Below are 19737 nucleotides of genomic sequence, written 5' to 3'. Positions count from 1 at the left end.
GCCGCGGGCTCAGCTGACAGTCGGTCGGCGACCGGCCCAGGGGAGTGCGAGTTCGAGGGTGCGGGACACCTGGAGCAGGAGGTCCTCCCGCCATGGAGCGGCGACGATCTGGACGCCGACGGGCAGACCGGTGGCCTCGTCATGGTGGACGGGGAGGGAGGCGGCCGGCTGGCCGGTCACGTTGAACACCGACGTGAACACCCCCATCGGGTAGCTGTTCCGCAGGGCCCTCAGGGGATCGTCCTCGATGCCCGTGCGCCAGGCACCGACGAGCGGCGGAAGGCAAGCCATCGTCGGCGTCACGAGGAGGTCGAAGCCCGCGAGGAAGCCTTCGACGATGCGCCGTGACAACTCCTGCGTCTTCCGCACCCCTTCCGCGTACGACCACGAGTCGATCGCTCGCGCCGCCTCACGCAGGGCGCGATTGTGGGGCTCGACACGGTCAGGTTCCGCGAGCGCGATCCCGGCACCGCCGACGTTCCACAGAGTCGTGAACGCGGTGACCAACTCGTCGGTCGGCGGCAGCTGAAGAGGGGTGTCGACGATGTGCTGGCCGGCCGATTCGAGCGTCCGAAGAGCGACGTCGACGGCTGCGACACACGCCGGGTGCACGCGTATCCCGTCGATCGGGGAGTCGGTGAGCACACCGATCCGCAGCCCGGTCGGCAGGTCCCTCTTCATCGCGGCGGCGAAGGACGTGCGCGGCGTCGACGGCGACCACCACGCGCCCGGATCGTGACGCGCCAGCACGTCGAGGGCCGCCGCGGTGTCCGCCACCGAGCGGGTGAGAACGCCGCCGGTGCCGAGACCCTCCACCTCCACGACGGCATTGGTGACCAGGCCGCGGGTGGGTTTGAGGCCGACGAGGCCGGTGCACGATGCGGGGATCCGTATCGACCCGCCGCCGTCCTCGGCGTGGGCGATGGGCGCCATCCCGGCGGCGACGGCGGCGCCCGCTCCGCTCGACGACCCGCCGGGCGTGCGGTCCGGGTCCCACGGGTTGCGCGAGATGCCCAGGGCCTCGCTCTCGGTGAAAGGCAGGCTGCCGAACTCGGAGGTGGTGGTCTTGCCGAGAAGAACGAAGCCCGCGTCCACGAACCGTCGCACCACCGGATCCGATGTCTCGACGGGTGTCTTCCGGGCACCGCCGGACCCATGGGTGGTGGGCCATCCGGCAACGTCGGCAAGGTCCTTGACGGGCAGCGGTACGCCGTGGAACGGCGGGAGCTCTTCGACGGACACGGCCCGCACCACGGCATCGGCCGCGGTGGACGCGGCTTTGCGGACGTCGTCGTCGGCCCGGTGGCAAAAGGCGTTCAGCCGGGGGTCGAGCCGGTCCATCCGCTCGAGAAAGCAGTCGGCCAACTCGACCGGGCTCACCTCCTTTTGGCGGATGGCCGCGGCGAGTTCGACGGCGGATGCGAACGGGTCGATCGGTGACTGGGTCACGGGTGGGCCTTTCCGGTACGAGGCGTGCAGGAGCCGTCAGTGTCGTCACGCACCGGACATCGCGTCTTGGACGAATGTCCCGTAGTTTTGGCGCCATGCGACCCGGCGAGCCGGCCCACGACGCCGCGTCGGTATGGGACATCGCCACACCGTCGCGGGGCGGGCGGCTGCCGGGAGTCAGCATGGCCGGATTCCGGGCCCGTACGAGCGACTTCGTCGACCTGGGCCTGGTCCCGTACCCGGCTGTCACGGTGGCCGTCGACCTCGGCGACCAGCCGCTCGTCGTCGACGACTTCAGTGGCCGGGAGCAGAGCGGCAGCGTCGTCGTGGGCCTCGCCTCCGGCGGCGTTCGAGGACGCGGCCGGGACATCGAGTGCCTGCAGGTGCGGCTGTCGCCGCCGGTCGCGCACGCGGTGCTGGGCGCCTGTGCCGAGTCGGGCGCCACGGTGCTCTCCCTCGACGACCTCTGGGGCCGTGACGCCGCGCGCGCCCAGGGGCAACTGCGAGCTGCCGAGTCGTGGGACGCCCGGTTCGCGATCGCCGAGGCCGCGCTCGTTCGACGACACGAGGCAGGCCGAGCGGTGGACCCTGAGGTCGCCTTCGTGTGGGGGCAGATGGTGACGCGTCTGGGAGGGGTTCGGGTCGATCGGCTGGCAGCGGAGGTCGGCTGGAGCCGTAAGCGCCTGTGGTCCCGGTTCCGGGCCCAGATCGGTCTCAACCCCAAACGCGCCGCTCAGCTCGTCCGGTTCGACCACGCGGCCCACCGTCTGGCCGCGGGCCACAGCGCCGCACGGGTGGCGGCGGAGATCGGCTACGTCGACCAGTCCCACCTCCATCGGGATGTCGTGGCCTTCGCCGGTGTGACGCCCACGGCCGTTGCGGTGGCGCCCTGGCTGGCGGTCGACGACGTCGCATGGGCAGCCCCCGCATACCTGTCCGCCTCTTGACTCACGGTCCGCGCCCGCCCGTCACGAGGCCGCCCAGCGGGCACGAGGCCGGTCGTGCGGGTCACGGGGGACATTTCTACAAGACGCCCGGCAACCGAGCCCGTGACACTGCGAGCATGTCCAAGAACATGTCCAAGAACATGTCCAAGAGCTGGAAAGACGCCCCACTGCCGGACGTCCAGTGGCCGAGGTACGGCGTTGACGCCCCAGCGTTCCCGGCGCTGCTCGGCGCCGCAGGCGCGGCCTGCTGCCTGGCCGCCGGCCGGTGGCGGCCGGGACGAAAAGCGCTGGCAACTGCGGGCACAGCCCTGATCGCCCAGACCGGCATCTATCTGCACACCACCTTGCACGGCAAACTGCGCTTCTGGAGGCGGGAGTTGGACCGGGCCGCCTTGAAAGGCGACGAGCAGCTCCTCGACCTGGGCTGCGGTCGCGGCGCGGTGCTGATCGAGGCGGCCGGGCGGCTGCCGACGGGACGCGCCGTGGGCGTGGACCTGTGGTCCGGAAAGGACCAGAGCGGGAACCGCCCCGAAGTCACGCTCGCCAACGCCGCAGCGGCCGGTGTCGCCGACCGGGTGGAAGTGCAGACGGCCGACATGACCGAGCTGCCGTTCGCGGACGGCTCCTTCGACGTTGTGACGAGCGCGCTGGCGATCCACAACATCCCCTCGCGTGAACGGCGCTGCCGCGCGGTGGACGAGGCCATGAGAGTGCTGCGCCCCGGCGGGCAGTTGCTCGTCGCCGACTTCTGGCCCATGGCCAGGCAGTACGCCGACCACCTCGGACACGGCACACTGCGCGGACTCGGCCCCGCGTACTGGTACGGCGGCCCGTGGCTCGGCGTCACCCTGCTGCATGCCGTCAAGGAGCGCTGAGCGGGTTGCACGGCGAGAGGCGCCTGCCACGCAAGTGCCCGGGCCAGGCGCCTCATTGTGGGCCTCTGGAAGAATCCGAGTTTCTGCGCCGAGCAGCTCGCCGGCAGGTTCTTCGTCTGCTGGAGGTACAGGGCTGCGCCGATGCTGACCAGCCCGAACGGCGGTCGGTGCGGCTCCTTGGGCGGCGCTGGTCCGGAAGTGGTCCGGAACTTGGGATGTTGGGGAGGGACGCTGCCGTCGGCGCCTGCCTGGAGGGCCGCAGTACCCGCGACATCGCCCGTACCCACGGCGTCCCGGTCCGGTGTGGCGGCATGCCGGAGACCGGCATGGGTCGCACCGCCGTGCCCGGCCTCACTCTCCCCGGCGCCACCCGGGCTTCCCATCGGCGCTCGCCGTGGAAAGCCACCGCAGGGGCGGCCCAGCACTTCGCGGGGAAGCGAAGGCCGGCCGCTTCCCCGGCCGAGTCTCGCCCGGCGGTGTGCGGGGACCGGCCGGGCGTGACGCTGGGCCGGTCCGGTCCGAGCACCTGGCCGGATCGGACGACCGGCCACCGCGCTGCTGCGCACGGTCGCAGTCACTCAGCGCGACCGCCCACGGGTGCCCAGGACGGGCGGGGGAGAGGATGCGACGCTGGAGTGAGGGGCCCGCGAGTGGAGGTCCGAGTGCTTCTCATTCGGTCCGGGGCCATCTTCTTCGGCCTGGTGACCATGTCCCGGTGCGGCTCAACGGCTGCAACGCAGAACCGTGCGGCCAGTCTGTGAGCCCGCCGGCCAGTGGCACCACTCACCGAGCGTCGCCAGGCGGTGTTACCGCGTGGATCCGGCCTGCCGGGACGGACCGCGCGACCGACCCGGAAGGCAGGTGCGTCCCATGCGCACGTCGACCCGTATCGCCGGTGCCCTCACCGGCCTGACCCTCACTCTCGGCGGCGCGGTCCTCGCCGCCCCCGCGGTCCGGGCGGACATCCCCGCCTGCTCACGGATGGCCGCACAGGCCGGTGCCACCGACTCCGGCGCCGTCACAGCGGCCTGCAGCCGTGGCGTGGTCGGAGACCTGCAGAGTTGCGTGACCGGGCTGACCGGGGCCGGAGTGGCGGGCGGCGCCGCGACCGGTGCCTGCCGGGAGGCGGCTCACGAACCGCGTTAGAGGACCGCGCGCGGCCACCGGCCGCCGGTAACGATCGAAGGCAAGGTACGGCCTGTCGGCTCCCTCCACCCCGGCCTGCCCGGACACAGCGCGGCGCCCCGGTGGGCAGCCTCGGCGCCGGGCGCATCGACGTCGCCCCGCTGCTCACCGACGCGCACGCGGCGTAGCGATGCGGTCGGTCGAGGGTGGTGGCGTCATGCCTCTCCGGGGCCGTGCAGTCACTGCCCGGGCGCGGCGTCCGGCTCGCCTAGCGGGCCTCATGTGGAGCGCCCATGCTGAAAAGGAGGGCGCCATCGTCCTGACAGTGCTCCTTCCCGAAGGCCGAACGAAGGCGCCTGAGAGGAGGAGGAAGTCATGCGCATGCGAAGAATCCTGGGCCTCGCCCTGGCCGCGGCAACCTTTGCCGGCGTGAGCGCCGTCGGCGCTGTCGGGGCTCAGGCCGCCTCGTCTCCGAACATCACCAGGGACGAGTGCACGGCCGTCGGCGGACAGGTCACGGCACGCCCCTATGCCGGCTACGTCTGCACGATGCCTGACGGGACCATGCAGGCCGTCACTTGATCAGTCGGCGCACGGCTTGGCGACCAGTCCGGCCGGTGCAACCGGCGCGGTGCGTACGGCGTGACGGCACCCGGTCCCCCCTTGGTGGCTCGCCCACCCCCTCGCGACACCGCGGAACTCGCGATGACCGTCGCCGACCGCCTCGAAGCCAAGGCCGTCATCGCTTCGATGCGGTCCGCGACGTCATGAACACCGCGCTCGCCGCCGTCCTGAACGGCCTCGGCCACGTCGTCATACGGTGACCGACGAGGTCGTTCGGATCCTGGCTGGTGCACCTGACTCAGCCTCACACTCAGCCCCACCGGGAAGAGGTCCAGCAGGTCATCCCGCTCCACCATCCCGTCTGTGCCGAGGCTGACCCCGCCGACATCGCGAACCGCCACGCGGCCCACAGACCACGCACACGGCTCTCTCCGGGGCCCTTTCAGACGGCGTCATAACGGCACGACCAAGGAGCCGACCGGCACGGTGCACCGCCGGTCGGCTCCGCCGTGCTCCTCGACGACCCCCCCGTGTGAGGACTCCGTCGTTCGGCCCATCAAGGGCACCGGCTGCAACGCCGAAAAGGATCAAGCGGAGTCGCCCCACCCCCCTTCCGGTACACCTCCGCGCCCCGTGCCGCCCCGAGGACGGCGGTCCCGTACCCCGGCCGCGAGGCCCGGAGGAGATCCCGCATGCGCGTCTTCCTGCCCCTGACCGCCGTCACCACCGCCGCGCTCCTGCTCGGCACGGTCTCCGGCGCGGCGACCACCGCCGCAGCAGACCGGAAACCCGACGGCACAGCACTGGTCAAGGTGTCCCACGGCGACCCGTACGCGCACTGCACCATCGGCGCGAGGTCCCCCGACAGCGTCGTCTACCCGGCCACCGAGGTCGAGCCGTACCTGTCCGTCGATCCGCGTCACCCGAAGCGCGTGGTCACCGTGTTCCAGCAGGACCGCTGGAACGACGGCGGTGCGCGTGGCCTGGTGGCCGGCTGGACGACGGACGGCCACACCTTTCACCGGAGCACACTGCCCTTCAGCCTGTGCGCCCCCGGCGGCGCGGACTTCGAACGGGCCACCGACCCCTGGGTGAGTACGGGACCCGACGGCACCGTCTACGCCGGCGGGGAGGGAGTCGACTTCACGAGGAGCACGCGCAGCGGCCTGCTGACCGCCACGTCCCGCGACGGCGGTCGCACCTGGCGGAACCTCACCACCACGCACGTCGACGAGGAGCCGTTCTTCAACGACAAGCCCTCACTCACCGCCGACCCCCTTCGCAAGGGCACCGCCTACCAGGTCTGGGACCGCCTCGACAACGACCCGCCCGGTCCCAGCTCCCTCGACGGTCCGGGCTACATCTCCCTCACCCGCGACGGCGGCCGCACCTGGAGCAAGGCCCGGCAGTTCGTCGACACCAGCACCGTGCCCAACACGCAGACCATCGGCCATCTGATCGTCGTCGACCGGCGCACCGGCACCCTGTACGACTTCTTCGACCAGATCACCTTGGCCGACGACCTGAGCACCGTCGTCGAAGCCCACTACGCGATGGTCACCTCGACCGACGCCGGAAAGACCTGGAGCGCCCCGGTCACCGTGGCCCGGGACACCTCCGTACCGGAAGTCGACCCGAACGACCCCACCAAGCTGCTGCGCGCCGGGTCCACCCTGCCCAGTCCGGCCGTCGACCCCAGGACGGGCACCCTGTACATGGCCTACGAGGGCTCGGACTTCTCCGGTGGAAAGTTCGACTCCGTCCAGCTCGTGCGGTCCACGGACCGCGGACGCACCTGGGGGACCCCGCAGCTGATCAGCCCGAAAAGCGTACCGGCCTTCTCTCCGTCGATCGCGATCGACAAGCGGGGCACGGTCGCGCTCATGTACTACGACCTGCGCTTCCTCAAGCCCGGCAACACCACCACCTTGCCCACCGCCTACCAACTGGCCACGCTGCCGCACGGAAACCCGAGGCTCCGGACCGAGCGACGGATCTCGCGGATCTTCGACTGGCTCCAGGCGCCCTTCTCCGGGGGCTACTTCCTCGGCGACTACCAAGGCCTGGTGGCGGACGGCAAGGGAGTACGGGCGGTGCTCACCGAGACCAACTCCGGCGCACCACACAACCGTACGGACGTGTACACCAGCAGTCTCCGCACCCGCTGACCGACGCGGACGCCGCCGGCCGGCCACGGCGTCAATGTCCTGGTCAGGCACTACGGCGAGTTCCTGGACGGTGTTCAGGAGCGGGTCGACCGAGCCAAAGGCGCCTGCCGGGCGCATTCCCAGGGCAGGCGCCTTCTCTCGTGCTTCTAGAAGAAGCCGAGACGCTTCGGCGAGTACGAGACGAGGAGGTTCTTCGTCTGCTGGTGGTACACGCTCGCCGTCGCCTCTGACCTGCGGAAAAGAGGGGAATCGTCTGCTGTTAGGGCGAGTTGGTCCGCAGCTGGACCGGATCTTGGGGTGTGGTTCGTGGCGCTGAGGCACGAGTCCAGTGGTACGACATGGCAATGTTCTGACGCTCAAAAGACGCTCTGCGAAGTATCTTGACGCTCGTTCTGATGGGGTGCCAGGTGCCCCAATGGGCAGGTCAAGACCTGTCGGAGGAGAGGCATATCGATGGAGCGGTGAGACGCTCCGCTGGGATCTTTTGTGTTCTGATGGCCGGTTGCCCGCCATGGGCTGGTGGGTGCGGTGACTCGAGGTGTGGGGCGGAAGGCCGTTGGCCTTCTACCCTGCGTCGAAGCCCCGTGATGCGTGGCCGACGGCCGCCATCCGTCGTGATCGACTGAGATTTCACGATTGCTGCTCTCTGCTTCTCGGTCCGGCTCTCCGCTCGGCGAACGGCGTCGGGCGGCCGTGGAGCTCGGTAGCCAGCCCCGCGTTCCTTCAGCAGCCGCGTCAGGTCAGACGGGGACAGGATCATCGCGTCCTCTCCGGTTGAACTGCCCGTTCATTCGGGGCAACAGAGCGCCCGTGCTGGTGAATTGAGACGTGGATCGCCTCCCTCAACGGCACGGGAGCCCTGTGTGTTGTGCACGAACACGTCCCTCATCCGGGGCCCCTGAACATACGCATTCAGGGTTACGGCGTCAGTCGCCTCTTACGACCGGTCTCCGGGAGCGTGAAGTAGACGATCAGGGAGAGGGCGACAACGGTGATCATGTAGATCGCGACGAACATCGGATGTCCCGCGCCGATGAACGCGGCGGCGATCAGTGGGGCAGTGCCACCGAAAACGGCGGTTACGATCTGGTGCGCGAAACCGATGCCGGACACCCGTACGGAGGCCGGGAAGAGTTCGGCCTGAATCGTCGGGTAGACGGCCTGCCAGATGCCGAGAACCACCCAGCCGGAGCTCGAGACCAGGACGTAGACCCAGAATCCGGGCTGGTTCAGCAGCAGAAGCAAGGGATAGAAGAGCACGATCATGCCGATGGCCGCGACGATTGGGAAGATCTTCCGTCGGCCGAGCCGATCCGAGAGCGCGCCGCAGACGGGCACGATGATGACCATCAGGGCGAGTCCGATGACGCTGCCGGCCAGCGTGGAGGCCGTGTTCCGGCCCGTGGTCAGGTTCGCGTAGGTGGGGAGGAACGTGGCCCAGGTGTAATAGGCCACGGCCGGGGCGGACAGCGCCGCCGTCTGCAGCAGAGCCTTCGGGTGTTCGCGGAGCAGCGCCTTCAGACGCCCGGGTGCGGACTTCTTCTCGACGGCGGAACTGGCCTCGAATTCGGGGGATTCGTCGGCGCGGGCCCGCAGAAGGAGGCCGACCACGCCGATGATGCCGCCTACGAGGAAGGGGATGCGCCAGCCCCACGCGGCGAGCGTGTCCGGATCGAACGCGGCGGTGACGATAGCGGCGGCGCCGGTCGCCGCGAGGGTCGCGAGACCGCTCGCCATGTTGGAGAAGGAACCGAACAGGCCCTTCTTGTCCGGTGGGGCGTGCTCGACCATGAACGCGATGGCGCTCTGCATCTCGCTGCCGGCGGAAACGCCTTGCAGTACGCGGGCGAGCAGGAAGAGAACGGGCGCCGCGTAGCTGATCATCGCGAAGGGCGGGGTGAGGGCGATGATCAGGGAACCGAGCGCCATCCCCGAGATGGACAGGGTCAGTACGACCTGTCGGCCGTAGCGGTCGGCCAGCGGGGAAATGATGATTCCACTGAGCGGGCGTACCACGAACCCGATCGCATAGGTGAGCAGCGCTGCGACAAGAGACGCGAAGGACGAGTGACTTGGGAAGATCTGTCCCGAAAAAACCGCTGCCAGTAGTCCGTAGATGTACCAGTCGAACCATTCCACGAAGTGGCCGATCGTGCCTGCCGCCATATTGGTAGGCCGACGGGAGGGGCTGACCGCTTCAGGAAGCTCGGAAGGGTTCATCTTATTGAGCACATCTTTTGAGTTCGTCATTGAACTCCCCTTACAGAGTGAGGTGTTGCTCGGAGAGATGGGGAAACGTCTCAGGACTCCGGAAAGATGTGAGGAGCTTCAAGCTCGGTGAGCCAAGCTCAGCGCTGAGCCGCATTCGTGGCGTGGCTTGCCCACTGGCGGCCTTCTTGCTCGCTGGTCGGCAGCCCCGCGGACGCGAGGATGCGATCGAGCAGCCGCTGCGTGGCGACGGCGTCACGCCCGGAGGTCAGGGGCGGTCGGCGATCCGCCAGGCGGTCGAGGAAGTGGTGCACCGCTTCGGCGAAGCCGAGGGTCTCGGTGGCGGTGGCCCAGCCGAACGCCTCCGAACTGAGGTTCCGGGTCGTGGTCACGCCGTCGACGGTGATCGCGACGGACTCCGGTGCCCGTACCTCGGCGGAACGCCCCGCGCCGTACGCGTCGAGCTTCTCGTTCCAGGCGCCGGCCGTGCGCGCCGCCATCAGCACGCCCGTGTTGCCGGTGTCGAAGCGGATGATCGCCGCGGCCCCGTCCTCCTCCCACAGGTCGTCGCCCGCGGCGTGCGCGGTCACCTCGACGGCCTCGCCGCCGCAGTACCAGCGCAAGAGGTCGACCATGTGGATGGCGTTCTCGAACGTCGCGCGGTACTCCGAGCCCGGCCGGTTCTTCTGGGCGACGCAGAAACTGGCCCCGGACGAGCCGAAGGCCTCGCGCCCGGCCGCGTACACAGGGGCGTAGCGGCGGTTGAAGTCCACCATCAGGATGCGGCCGCGCTCGTCGGCGAGGTTGGCCAGGCGCTCGGCCTCATCGGCGGCCGGCACGAGCGGCTTCTCGCAGAACACGTCGACGTCCTTGCGTAGGCACGCCTCCACGGCGGGGGTATGCTCCGAACGCGGCGTCAGCACGAAGACCGCGTCCAGGGCCTCGGCCTTGAGCATGTCCTCGACCGTCCCGTAGGCCGCGCCGAAGCCCCAGCGTCGCACCAGTGGTCCGGGATCCGGGCGGCGCGACACCAGCGCCGCGAGCTCCACGTCCTCGCGCTTGACCAGCGTGGGCAGTTGCGCGATGGAGGCGATGTTTCCCGCGCCGATGACACCGACGCGGGTCTTGTCCCGAGTGCTCATCGTGCGCTCCCCACTGCCGCGGCCGGCTGGTCGACGCAGGCGCGCAAGGCCTCCGCGGACCGTTTGAAGCCCACCGCCGGCTCGGGCAGGTCCTGGGGGTGCCACCGGTACTCGTACTCAAGTGAGAGGGCGTCGTCGTAGCCGAGCGTGGACAGGGACGGGATGATGTCGCTCCAGGGCACGATGCCGTCGCCGACGACGCGCGAGCGCACCGCGCGCTCGGACGCCGCGACGCGGGCGGTCTCCGCCGCGTGGAACGGCGCGTCGGGGTCGGTGAACACGAGGTCCTTCACGTGCACGTGGCCGATCAAGTCGCCCTGAACGCGCAGCGCTTCCTCGTACGCCTCGTCGTGCGTGAACGTCAGATTGGCCTGGTCGTAGAGGACCCGTACGGCATCGCTGTTCACTTCGCGCACCAGCCGGGCCGTGTCGGCCGCCGACTGTGTCATGGTTCCGAAGTGGTTCTCGACGCAGAGGCGTACTCCGGCGTCCGAGGCTTCCGAACCCAGTGTGCGCAGGGCCGCGACGAGGCGGTCCCAGTGGGCTGCGTGGTCCTGGTCGCCCGGATGCCACGCTCCCGCGTACACCCGGAGCCGGTCGGCGCCTACGACCTGGGCGATCTCGATTGCGCCGCGGAACTCGTCGATGGCGGTCCGCCACTGGCTCCCGTCAAGAGCGTTGATCCCCGTCGTGTACGGCGTGAGCCCGATGATCGGGACTCCGAGGTCCTCGGAGGCCCGCCGGGCCTCCTCGGCCGAGCGACGATCGCCCAGCGGCAGCCCGGAGCGATAGTCGTCCTGGTAGATGACCTCGGCAGCGTCGAGTCCGGCCGCCGCGAACAGTGCGAGGGCCTCCGGGACGGTCTGTTGCGGAGTTCCGAGGGTGTGGGCTGCGAGCCGCATGTTCACTGGTCCTTTCCGGTGTTGTCGCTTTCTGCTGTGCGCCAGTCGGCGGGGCCGACGAAGGACGGCGGATCGGCCACCCTCGAACGGTCGACGATCTCCATGAGCAGCCCCCACGGCGTGAGGAAGTAGGTCCATCGATTGCCCGCGACGCGGGGGCTGTCGCCGGCGACCTCTTTGCGCTCGCCGAGCACGCGCACACCCGGGACGCCGCGGAGCACCGCAATGGCCTCGTCGACGTCGTCCACGGTGAAGCACAGGTGGTGCCCGCCTGCGTCGCTGTGCCGCGGGTGCTCGGTGCGGCGCTCGGAGGTGTTCCACTCGAAGAGCTCTACGTTGAGATTGGGAGGCATGCGCAGCATCGCCAGCGTGAGGCTCGCGTCCTGCGGTACCGCGAAGTTCTCGGGCATGAACTCCGCATCAGGACCTCGGGTGGAGCGGTAGAGCTCCTCCGCTCCCAGCACCTGGACGAAGAACGCGACGGCCTCCTCCAGGTCGGGGACGGTGAGCCCGATGTGGTCGGCGTAGCGGACACCGGGGATGCGGGTCAGTTCGCATCCGCCGCGCGCGCTCATGAGCGCGGCCCGGCGGTCGAGGCGCGCACCAGCAGCTCCGGCTCCAGGACGACGTGCCCGGCTGATCCGTCCGCCGCCTTCTTTTCGGCGAGTTCGATCGCGATGCTGCCCATGTCGGTGATGGGCTGGCTGATTGTGGTCAGAGCCGGGTTGGAGCGTGCTCCCAGGCTGAGCCCGTCGAAACCGATGACCGAGACGTCGCCCGGGACGCTGATGCCCTGGACGGCGAGTGCGGAGATCACCCCGAACGCGACCATGTCGTTCGCCGCGATGATCGCCGTGGGCCGGTCGTCCATGGCGACGAACTGTGCGGCCGCACGCTCGCCCGCCTCGGTGTCGGCCCCGCTGTCGAGGACGATCGGGTCATCGGCCAGGTCGCGGTAGGCGTCCATGCGGTCCTGTGCCGTGTGCGTGCCCGCGATGCCCGAGACGTAGCCGATCCGGCGGTGGCCGAGCGAGCGCAGGTGCTCGAAGGCGAGCTCGATGCCCCGGCGGCTGTCGACGGTGACGGTCGGCACCGTCGGGTGCTCGTCCACGCGGTCGATGACGACCATGCGCTGCCCGAAGTCGATCTCTGTCAGCGTGTCGATGTCCACCCGCGTCGAGGGCGCGATGATGCCGAACGGCGCGTACAGCGACTGCATGGCGGTCAGGTAGCCGGCGGTCTGCACGGTGTCGCCGTTGGTGACGCAGAGCATCAGCTGGTAGCCGCGCTGCCCCGCGGCCTCGGTCATCGTCTTGGCGAGCTCGGCGAAGAACGGATTGGTGATGTCCGGCACGATCAGCGGGACGAACGTGCTCGACTTTCGCCGCAGCGCTTGGGCGAGCGGGCTCATGGTGTACCCGAGTTGCTCCGCGACGCGCAGAATGTGCTCCCGCGTTTCCGTCCTGACCGCCTCTGGGCGGGAGAAGGCCCGGGAGACCGTGGAGCGGTGCACGCCCGCCGCCTTCGCGACGGCATCGATGCTGGGATCAGCCATGAAGTCCTCCTTGTGAGCCGGTGCCGTAGGCGTGCCAGATGATCCGCATGGTGTCCTGCAGCTCGCCGAGGGTCGGCAGGCCGCGGAAGCCGTCGTCGAGCGTGCGCGCGACCTGCCGTACGAAGGGGGCGTACAGAGGGTCGCTGTCGACGTCGATGACGGCCCTTTCGGTGCGGCCGTCGAGCGTGGTGAACGTGGCCTCTCCGTCCGAGGTGATGGAAGCGAAACCGGCCTCGCCCGCGGAGGAGTAGCTGCAGTAACGCTTCAGCCCCGAGTCCGGGAACGCGTACCCCACCTCGATGATCGCCTCGCGCCCGTCGGGGGCGGTGAGGAGGAGGGTCGCGTGATCCTCGACGGTTCCGGTGTGCAGGGCGGACGACAGCCGTGCCTCGACCTCGGCGGTCGTGTTCCCGCTGCGCTGCAAGAACAGGTCGGTGAAATGCGGGCCCAGGTTGGCCAGGCAGCCGCCGCCGGCGCGCTCGGGATCGAGCATCCACGGGTTGCCGTTGCGCTCGTAGCGTTCCGGCGGACCCGCGATGAACGACAGCCGCTGGTACACCGGGCGCCCGGCCTTGGCGAGCCAGCGGTCCGCGGGGCCGTCGCGCTGAATCAGCGGGACGGTGGCCGGGACGCGTGCCTCCTCGGCGGCGCGCCGCACCTCTCGCAGCTGGTCGATCGAGGTGCCGAGCGGCTTCTCGACGACGAACGGGATGCCCCGCTCGATCAGCGCCCGGCATACCTCGGGCATGCGGTCGTGCGGGCCGAACACGTACGCGAGCTCGATGTCCCGCAGCTCCAGCAGCCGGCGCCAGTCGGACTCCACCGGGCAGGCCCACAGCTTGGCAAGGTCACCCACGCGCCCGGGGTCCTCGTCCGAGAGCCCGACGACGTCGTGAACCGCGGCGATCGCCTCCGCGTAGAGAGGCACGTGCCAGTGGGACGCACCGACGACGATGGTGCGCGCGCCGCTCATGACCCCGCCGGACAGGGCTCGTGTGCGGCGCTGAAGCCATCGCCGACGTCATCGCTGACGCCGGTCTGTGGAGCGGCTGTGCGGGCGGAGCGGGTGCCTGCCTGAGCCCGTGGCTCGAGAAAATCCATCTGCGGATCCCCAATGAGATCGATTGCTGAGATCGGTTGCTGAGATCGATTGCATTCAACGTAGGGAGGGTGAGAAGGTCCTGTCAATGGATCTCTTCCGCTGAGAGGACACCGATGTTCACCAAGCTGCGGACGCTCCGGACGATCGACGAGTCCGGTGCCGTCCTCATCGTTCGCCTGCCGGATCCGGACACCGCGGAGCGCGTCGCGCACGCCGCGATCGAGGGCGGGTTCCGGGCGCTCGAGATCACGCTGTCCATACCGGGGGCGGTGGACCTCGTGCGCAGATTGGCCGGGCAGTACGCGTCCGAGGGCATCGCGGTGGGGGCCGGGACCGTGCTCGACGGCCACGCCGCGTACGAGTGCATCCGCGCCGGTGCGGCGTTCCTGGTCAGCCCGCAGCTCAACTCCGAGATGATCCGCGTCGCGAACCGCTACCAGGTACCCACGGTCAGTGGCGCGTTCACGCCGACCGAACTGCTCGAATCGGCGGAGGCGGGAGCGGACATCCTCAAGCTGTTCCCGACGGAGAACGCCGGCATGCCCTACGCCAAGGCCGTGCTGGCGCCCCTGGCGCATCTGCCGATCATGCCCGCCGGCGGCGTGACGAAGGAGAACGTCGCGGAGTGGTTCGCGGCGGGCGTCACCAGCGTCGGCGTGGGCAGCGCTGTCACCAAGGCGTGGCAACCTGACGGCGACTTCACCCGGGTCACCGCCGCGGCCCGCGATTTTCTGGCAGCGGTGCAGGATGCACGCCGATGACCGGGACGACCCTCCGCATCGTCATCGGTACGGCCGGCTCCGGGAAGTCCACGGTCGCCCGCCGTCTCGCACGCGAGTACGCCGCCGCCTACCTAGACAAGGACGCGATGAGCGCCCGCTTCGTCGAGGCGGCCCTGCAAGCGGCCGGCTACGACCCGGGCGACCGCGAGTCGAACGCGTACTACTTGGAACACATCGTGCCTCTTGAGTACGACTCGCTCCTCGACATGGCCGGGGCCAACCTGCGCATCGGCCGCGCCGTGGTCATCGACGCGCCGTTCAGCCCGTACCTCTCCGATCCCGACTTCATCACGAAGGCCGCGGAGCGCTTCGACTGGCCGCCTGTCGACATTGAGGTGATCCGCGTCCGTGTCTCTCCCGAGACACTGCAGCAACGCCTACGGGAGCGCGGCCTTGAGCGCGATCGCTGGAAGCTTGCCCATTGGGAGGAGTACTGGGCCGAGCACGGGGGACAGGCGTGTGCCTGGGCGGGTGTGCGTCTGCGGGAGTTCTCCAACGACGCGGACGAGGCTGGATTGTCCCTGCGGGCGTAGTACGGGTGGCGGGTCGGGCGAGGTGGCTGCGGCCGTGGGCGACGCCGCCGCCGGTGTGCCGGAAGGCGCCAGTACCGGACCGGAAGGCTCCAGGACGGGAATCGAATCACCGAAGAAGGAGAAACGATGATCAGCGGAACGACGTCGCTCATCGCACACATGGGGTACCCCACCTACACGTTCAAGTCGCCGCTGATCTACAACCCTTGGTTCGAGAAGAACGGTGTCGACGCGGTCGTCGTCCCTATGGGGGTCAAGGACACGGACTACCCGCAATTCTTCCGGTCGGTCTTCAGGCTCACGAACATCCGCGGTGCGCTCGTCACCATGCCGCACAAGGTGACCACCCTGGAGCTGGTGGACGAGATCAGCCCGACCGCCAGGATCGCCGGCGCGGCTAACGCGGTCCTGCTGCGGGAGGACGGGCGGCTTCTCGCCGATCAGTTCGACGGCGCGGGGTTCATCCGTGGTGTGTTGCGCAAGGGGTTCGACCCGTCGGGGAAACGCGCGCTCGTGGTCGGCAACGGAGGCGTCGGTTCAGCGATCGCGGCCTCGCTGGCCGGTACCGGGCTGGCCGGGATCGGACTGTTCGATCCGAATACGGCCGCGTCCGAGTCGCTCGCCCAGCGCATCGGCGAGCACTACCCCGACGTGAAGGTCGCCTTGGGATCGATGGATCCCGAGGGCTACGACCTGGTCGTCAACGCCACCCCGATCGGGATGAGGGAGGGCGACCCACTGCCGGTCGACGTTGATCGGATCGCGCCCGATTCGTTCGTCGTGGACGTGGTGAACAAGACCGAGGTCACTCCCTTCCTACGGGCGGCGCAGGAGAGGGGCTGCACCATCCAGGGGGGTACTGACATGCTGTTCGAGATGATTCCGCCGCTTCTGAAGTTCTTCGGCTTCGGTGCTGCCACGGCCGATGAGTTGCGGGTTACTGCGCAGTTGCCGTCGTGAGCGGGTGAACTTTCCCCTTGATGCTGGACACTCAATGCTTACGCCACGAGGGCGTGACCTTGTTCGTGTCGCTGTCGGATCTCCAGCGGGGTCAGGTAGCCCCAGCCCGGATGTTTCCGTAGCCGCTTGCGGTTGTAAAAGGTTTCGATGAAGGCGAAGATCTCGGCTCGGGCGGTGGCCCGGTCAGGCCACGTGCGGGTGCCGATCTCTTCCTTCAGCACCGCGAAGAAGGACTCGGCGGCGGCGTTGTCGAAGCACGAGCCGGTCCGGCCCACGCTCTGCCGCAGTCCCAACTTGCGTATTTGGCCCCGGAGTTCCTCGGACGTGTACTCGCTGCCGCGATCGGAGCGCGCGATGCAGCCCGGCCGCAGCCGGCCCCGTCCGGCGGCCATGGCCAGTGCGTCGACGACCAGAGTTGCCCGGTGGTGGTCGGCCATCGAGTAGCCGACGATCTCGCGTGTGGCCAGGTCCAGCCAGGTCGCCAAATAGAGCCATCCCTCGGCGGTGGCGATGAAGGTGATGTCGCCGACCAGCCTCATGCCGGGCGCGGTGGCCGTGAAGTCGCGGCCGAGCAGGTCCACAGCGGGCACGGCCCTCTTCGCCGGACGGGTCAGGCCTCGTCGCCGACGACGGGTGACCCCCATGATGCGTCGCTCACGCATGACCCGTTCGATGCGCTTGTGGTTGACCCGATGTCCCAGCCGACGCAGCCCGGCGTGGATCCGCGGGACGCCATAAGTGCGCCGGGAGGCGATGTGCAGCACGGTGATTTCGTGGGCCAGGGCGTCGTCGGCGGCCTGCTTGGCCCGCCGGGCCTGTTCGCCGGCCCGCCAGGCGTAAAACGAGGACCGGACCACCTGCAAGAGCCGGCACAGCAGAGCAACGTTGTGGGTGGTCTTCTCCGCCTCGATGAACGCGTACACCGCGGTCATCGATCGCTCTCCTTCGCGAAGAAGACCGCCGCTTGTCGCAGTACCTCGATCGTTTCGGCCTGCTCGCGGGCCAGCTTGCGCAGTCGGCGCAACTCCTCTCGCTCGGCCGTCGTCAGCTCGCCCGGCGCCCCCTGGCCCGGGTCGACCTGATCCTGCTTAGCCCAGTTGCGCAGCCCTTCGGCACTGACGCCGAGTTCCCGGGCCACCTCGGTGACGGACCTGCCGGAGGACCGGACGAGCGCGATCGCATCGCGCTTGAACTCCTCCGTGTACCGCCTACTGCGGTTGCTCTTGCTTCCCACCTGGCACTACTTCCTCTGGAACCTCACGTCCCAGTCTCCAGATGTCCAGCATCAAGGGGAAGCTTCAGATTCGCAGTGAACGGGTCCGTAAGGTTGCTGCACGGTCACGGATAGTGGCTGCGCCCTGTGGGTGCCTGGAAGGGGAAGCTCCCTCCAGGCACCCAACTTGAGGCTCTAGAAGAACCCAAGTTTCTTCGGGCTGTACGAAACCAAAACGTTCTTCGTCTCCTTGCGGTACAGGGCCTCTTTGGCGCCTGACCTGCGGTAACGGGCGATATCGCTTGATGGGAAGTCCAGTTGGTCCACGCCCGGTCCGGATCTTGGCTGGATTGCCTGTCCGCCGAGGACCAGATGGGCTGACGGCTCCATGGGGAGCAGGCCGGCCCGGCAGGCCCGGCCGAGGACATCGCCCGGGATGACGAGAATGTCGCGGGACAGGCGGTCATCTCCTCTAAGGTCCAGCTCATAGGGGACAGTGGCAGCGACTGGACCGCTCACCAGGGTTCGTCGGCCGATACGCTCCTGCGATGCGTCTGATACCCGACGACCCGTTCCCCGAGATCGGCCACCCATTCACGACCGACGTGAGTGCGGACGGCCGCTGGATCGCCGTCAGTTGTTACGCGAGCGGACGCGGCGACGGTGGCCGGATCGCGGTCTACCGGACGAGCGATCTCGCTTTGTGGGACCAGATTGTGCTGGAGCAGGGCATCGAAGGGCTCGCCTTCCATCCGGCCTTGCCCGTGCTCGCCGTGGGGACGGAGGAGGGCGACGAGTTCGAACTGCGGGGCGGGTTGCTCCTGTACGAGCCGGAGACGCGGCGCCGCACTGACGTGGCCGTCGCCGGGGCAGGTGTCAGCGCCCTGCGCTGGCGGGATGCGTGCCGCCTGGAGGTGACGTTCGCTCGGCCGGTTGTCGACTACGAAGACCTGGGCCGGGTGACGTACACGCGATCTGTCGTCGAGCGCCCCGATTGGCAGGACGTTACCGCCGACGTGCTCGCCGCGCTGGTCTCCTCGCCGCAGGTGCCGGTGGAGGTCGACTGGAGCGGCATCAAAGGACCGGACATCGACCAACCTCAGCGGTACCTTGCCGGCATCGCCGCCGAGCGTGGCCGCGCCTGGGCCCGGCGGCCGGGGGTGGCCGTCGTGGAGGTGCTGCGGGACGGCCGGATTCTTGCTGCGGCGCAGAGCGGGGTCCTACTGGAGTGCTGGTCGCCGGACGGTACTCCGCAGTGGTCGGTGCCGGTGCCTGACAGCCAGCGGCAACGCAACGGCTGTCGGGTGTACGTCACCCCGGACGAGGAGAGCGCGTGGATCACCGTCCTGGTGGGCGACAGCAGCGACCGGCGCACACTGCTGTGCCGGTTCGCCCTCACCGACGGTGCCCAACTCGCCGAGAGCCGCCTCGACTTTCCGGTTGCCATCGCTGCGCGCACGGATGGTGCCTGGGTGGCCAGGGACTCACGGGAGCTGTTCCCCGGGCCGCGCTGGCCGCCGTACGACAGCGTCGTGCTCACGCCGTCCGGGCGACAGCTGGCCACCCTGGCATTGGGGGAGAGCGACAGTTCCTACGACTTCACCGTGCGACGTTCGCCCCATCTGCTTTTCCTCTACGGCGTCGGCGGCGGGGAGGTAAGGACGGAACTGTTGGAGAAGTGGGTCGTGCGGGCCGACCCCAACGGGGTCGAGAAGTTGTTCCCGCTCGCCTGGCACGAGGCACTCGGCCCTCACCTGCGCGGCGGTCCCGCCGCATACGTCGACGACGACGCCGGACAGGGGCTTGTCCACACGTGCACGGCGCGCGACGGCACCTACCTCGTACGTCGCGCTTACCCGGACGGTGCTGTGGCCTGGGTCCACCGTTTCGACGCGCGGGTGACCGGGGTCGACGTGCACGGCGGTCTCGTCCACGCCGTGACCGGAGCCGGGGCCTGCGAGCTGCTCACGCTGCGAGCAGAGGAAGGCACGGTGGTACGGCGGAGGGCGCTCACCCTCAGCGGGCACCTCTACACACCGACTTGCCTGAGCGCAGGTCCGGACGGGGACCTGGTGATCGGCACGGTGGAGGGGCGGCTGATCAGGACGCGTGCAGACGGGGGAGCTCTCCCTGCACCCGAAGTTCCGGTCGCGTGGGACGCCAGAACCTGTCCGTGAACTCTTGATCAGGAAGCCTTGGGGGTGGGCGGGCT

At 69.2% G+C, this 19737-nt stretch carries 18 protein-coding genes; 9 read left to right on the top strand and 9 right to left on the bottom strand.

All coding sequences use genetic code 11. From position 1 onward, the window contains the following. Positions 1-9 precede the first annotated feature (9 nt). Positions 10-1449 (bottom strand): amidase, encoded by a 1440-nt coding sequence (locus OHO83_RS05645; RefSeq protein ID WP_330278840.1) that lies wholly within the window; start codon positions 1447-1449, stop codon positions 10-12. A 95-nt stretch (positions 1450-1544) separates the two neighbouring features. Between OHO83_RS05645 and OHO83_RS05640 the strand changes: the two genes are divergently transcribed. The 5 genes from OHO83_RS05640 (at position 1545) to OHO83_RS05620 (ending at position 7128) form a co-directional block, all read left to right on the top strand. Continuing rightward, entirely contained in the window at positions 1545-2396 is an 852-nt protein-coding gene (locus tag OHO83_RS05640) for an AraC family transcriptional regulator (protein ID WP_330278839.1), read from the top strand. Between the two features lie 116 nt (positions 2397-2512). Next, entirely contained in the window at positions 2513-3271 is a 759-nt protein-coding gene (locus tag OHO83_RS05635) for a class I SAM-dependent methyltransferase (protein ID WP_330278838.1), read from the top strand. An 870-nt stretch (positions 3272-4141) separates the two neighbouring features. Then, positions 4142-4417 carry a hypothetical protein gene (locus OHO83_RS05630; protein WP_329432354.1) on the top strand — a complete coding sequence of 92 codons (276 nt, stop codon included), beginning with the start codon at positions 4142-4144 and terminating at the stop codon, positions 4415-4417. Positions 4418-4771: 354 nt separating this feature from the next. Further along, positions 4772-4978 carry a hypothetical protein gene (locus OHO83_RS05625; protein WP_330278837.1) on the top strand — a complete coding sequence of 69 codons (207 nt, stop codon included), beginning with the start codon at positions 4772-4774 and terminating at the stop codon, positions 4976-4978. A gap of 674 nt (positions 4979-5652) precedes the next feature. Beyond that, on the top strand, positions 5653-7128 hold the full coding sequence (locus OHO83_RS05620; protein WP_330278836.1) for a neuraminidase (sialidase): 1476 nt from the start codon (positions 5653-5655) through the stop codon (positions 7126-7128). 918 nt (positions 7129-8046) lie between these two features. Here OHO83_RS05620 and OHO83_RS05615 read toward each other — a convergent pair. The 6 genes from OHO83_RS05615 to OHO83_RS05590 form a co-directional block, all read right to left on the bottom strand. After that, positions 8047-9294, bottom strand: coding sequence for an MFS transporter (locus OHO83_RS05615; protein ID WP_266678293.1), 1248 nt, complete (start codon positions 9292-9294; stop codon positions 8047-8049). Between the two features lie 182 nt (positions 9295-9476). Further along, entirely contained in the window at positions 9477-10478 is a 1002-nt protein-coding gene (locus tag OHO83_RS05610) for a Gfo/Idh/MocA family protein (protein ID WP_266678295.1), read from the bottom strand. After that, the gene (locus OHO83_RS05605; RefSeq protein ID WP_330278835.1) at positions 10475-11380 is read right to left on the bottom strand and encodes a sugar phosphate isomerase/epimerase family protein; all 906 of its coding nucleotides are present in this window, start codon (positions 11378-11380) and stop codon (positions 10475-10477) included. Before OHO83_RS05605 ends, OHO83_RS05610 begins: the two co-directional genes overlap by 4 nt. 2 nt (positions 11381-11382) lie before the next feature. Then, positions 11383-11955, bottom strand: a complete 573-nt coding sequence (locus OHO83_RS05600; protein WP_266678299.1) for a VOC family protein — start codon at positions 11953-11955, stop codon at positions 11383-11385. Further along, entirely contained in the window at positions 11952-12935 is a 984-nt protein-coding gene (locus OHO83_RS05595) for a LacI family DNA-binding transcriptional regulator (protein ID WP_266678300.1), read from the bottom strand. The genes OHO83_RS05600 and OHO83_RS05595 overlap by 4 nt, the downstream gene beginning before the upstream one ends. Continuing rightward, complete coding sequence (locus OHO83_RS05590; RefSeq protein ID WP_266678302.1) at positions 12928-13908, bottom strand: Gfo/Idh/MocA family protein; 981 nt, start codon at positions 13906-13908, stop codon at positions 12928-12930. Before OHO83_RS05590 ends, OHO83_RS05595 begins: the two co-directional genes overlap by 8 nt. A gap of 242 nt (positions 13909-14150) precedes the next feature. Between OHO83_RS05590 and OHO83_RS05585 the strand changes: the two genes are divergently transcribed. The 3 genes from OHO83_RS05585 (at position 14151) to OHO83_RS05575 (ending at position 16312) form a co-directional block, all read left to right on the top strand. After that, positions 14151-14798, top strand: coding sequence for a bifunctional 4-hydroxy-2-oxoglutarate aldolase/2-dehydro-3-deoxy-phosphogluconate aldolase (locus tag OHO83_RS05585; RefSeq protein WP_330278834.1), 648 nt, complete (start codon positions 14151-14153; stop codon positions 14796-14798). Continuing rightward, positions 14795-15352 (top strand): AAA family ATPase, encoded by a 558-nt coding sequence (locus OHO83_RS05580; RefSeq protein ID WP_266678306.1) that lies wholly within the window; start codon positions 14795-14797, stop codon positions 15350-15352. The genes OHO83_RS05585 and OHO83_RS05580 overlap by 4 nt, the downstream gene beginning before the upstream one ends. Before the next feature lie 126 nt (positions 15353-15478). Then, on the top strand, positions 15479-16312 hold the full coding sequence (locus OHO83_RS05575; protein ID WP_266678308.1) for a shikimate dehydrogenase family protein: 834 nt from the start codon (positions 15479-15481) through the stop codon (positions 16310-16312). A 38-nt stretch (positions 16313-16350) separates the two neighbouring features. On the opposite strand, the gene OHO83_RS05570 is transcribed toward OHO83_RS05575, so the two are convergent. Beyond that, positions 16351-17244: an IS3 family transposase gene (locus OHO83_RS05570; protein WP_330278833.1), complete on the bottom strand. Its 894-nt coding sequence runs from the start codon at positions 17242-17244 to the stop codon at positions 16351-16353. Beyond that, a complete protein-coding gene (locus tag OHO83_RS05565; protein WP_330278832.1) occupies positions 17241-17546 on the bottom strand; it encodes a transposase in 306 nt (101 codons plus the stop codon). Before OHO83_RS05565 ends, OHO83_RS05570 begins: the two co-directional genes overlap by 4 nt. Positions 17547-18073: 527 nt before the next feature. Here OHO83_RS05565 and OHO83_RS05560 point away from each other — a divergent pair. Next, entirely contained in the window at positions 18074-19702 is a 1629-nt protein-coding gene (locus OHO83_RS05560) for a hypothetical protein (RefSeq protein WP_330278831.1), read from the top strand. The last annotated feature ends 35 nt before the right edge of the window (positions 19703-19737 follow it).

The organism is Streptomyces sp. NBC_00569, assembly GCF_036345255.1.
Taxonomy (GTDB): domain Bacteria; phylum Actinomycetota; class Actinomycetes; order Streptomycetales; family Streptomycetaceae; genus Streptomyces.
This window is presented reverse-complemented; position numbering and strand designations above follow the sequence as displayed.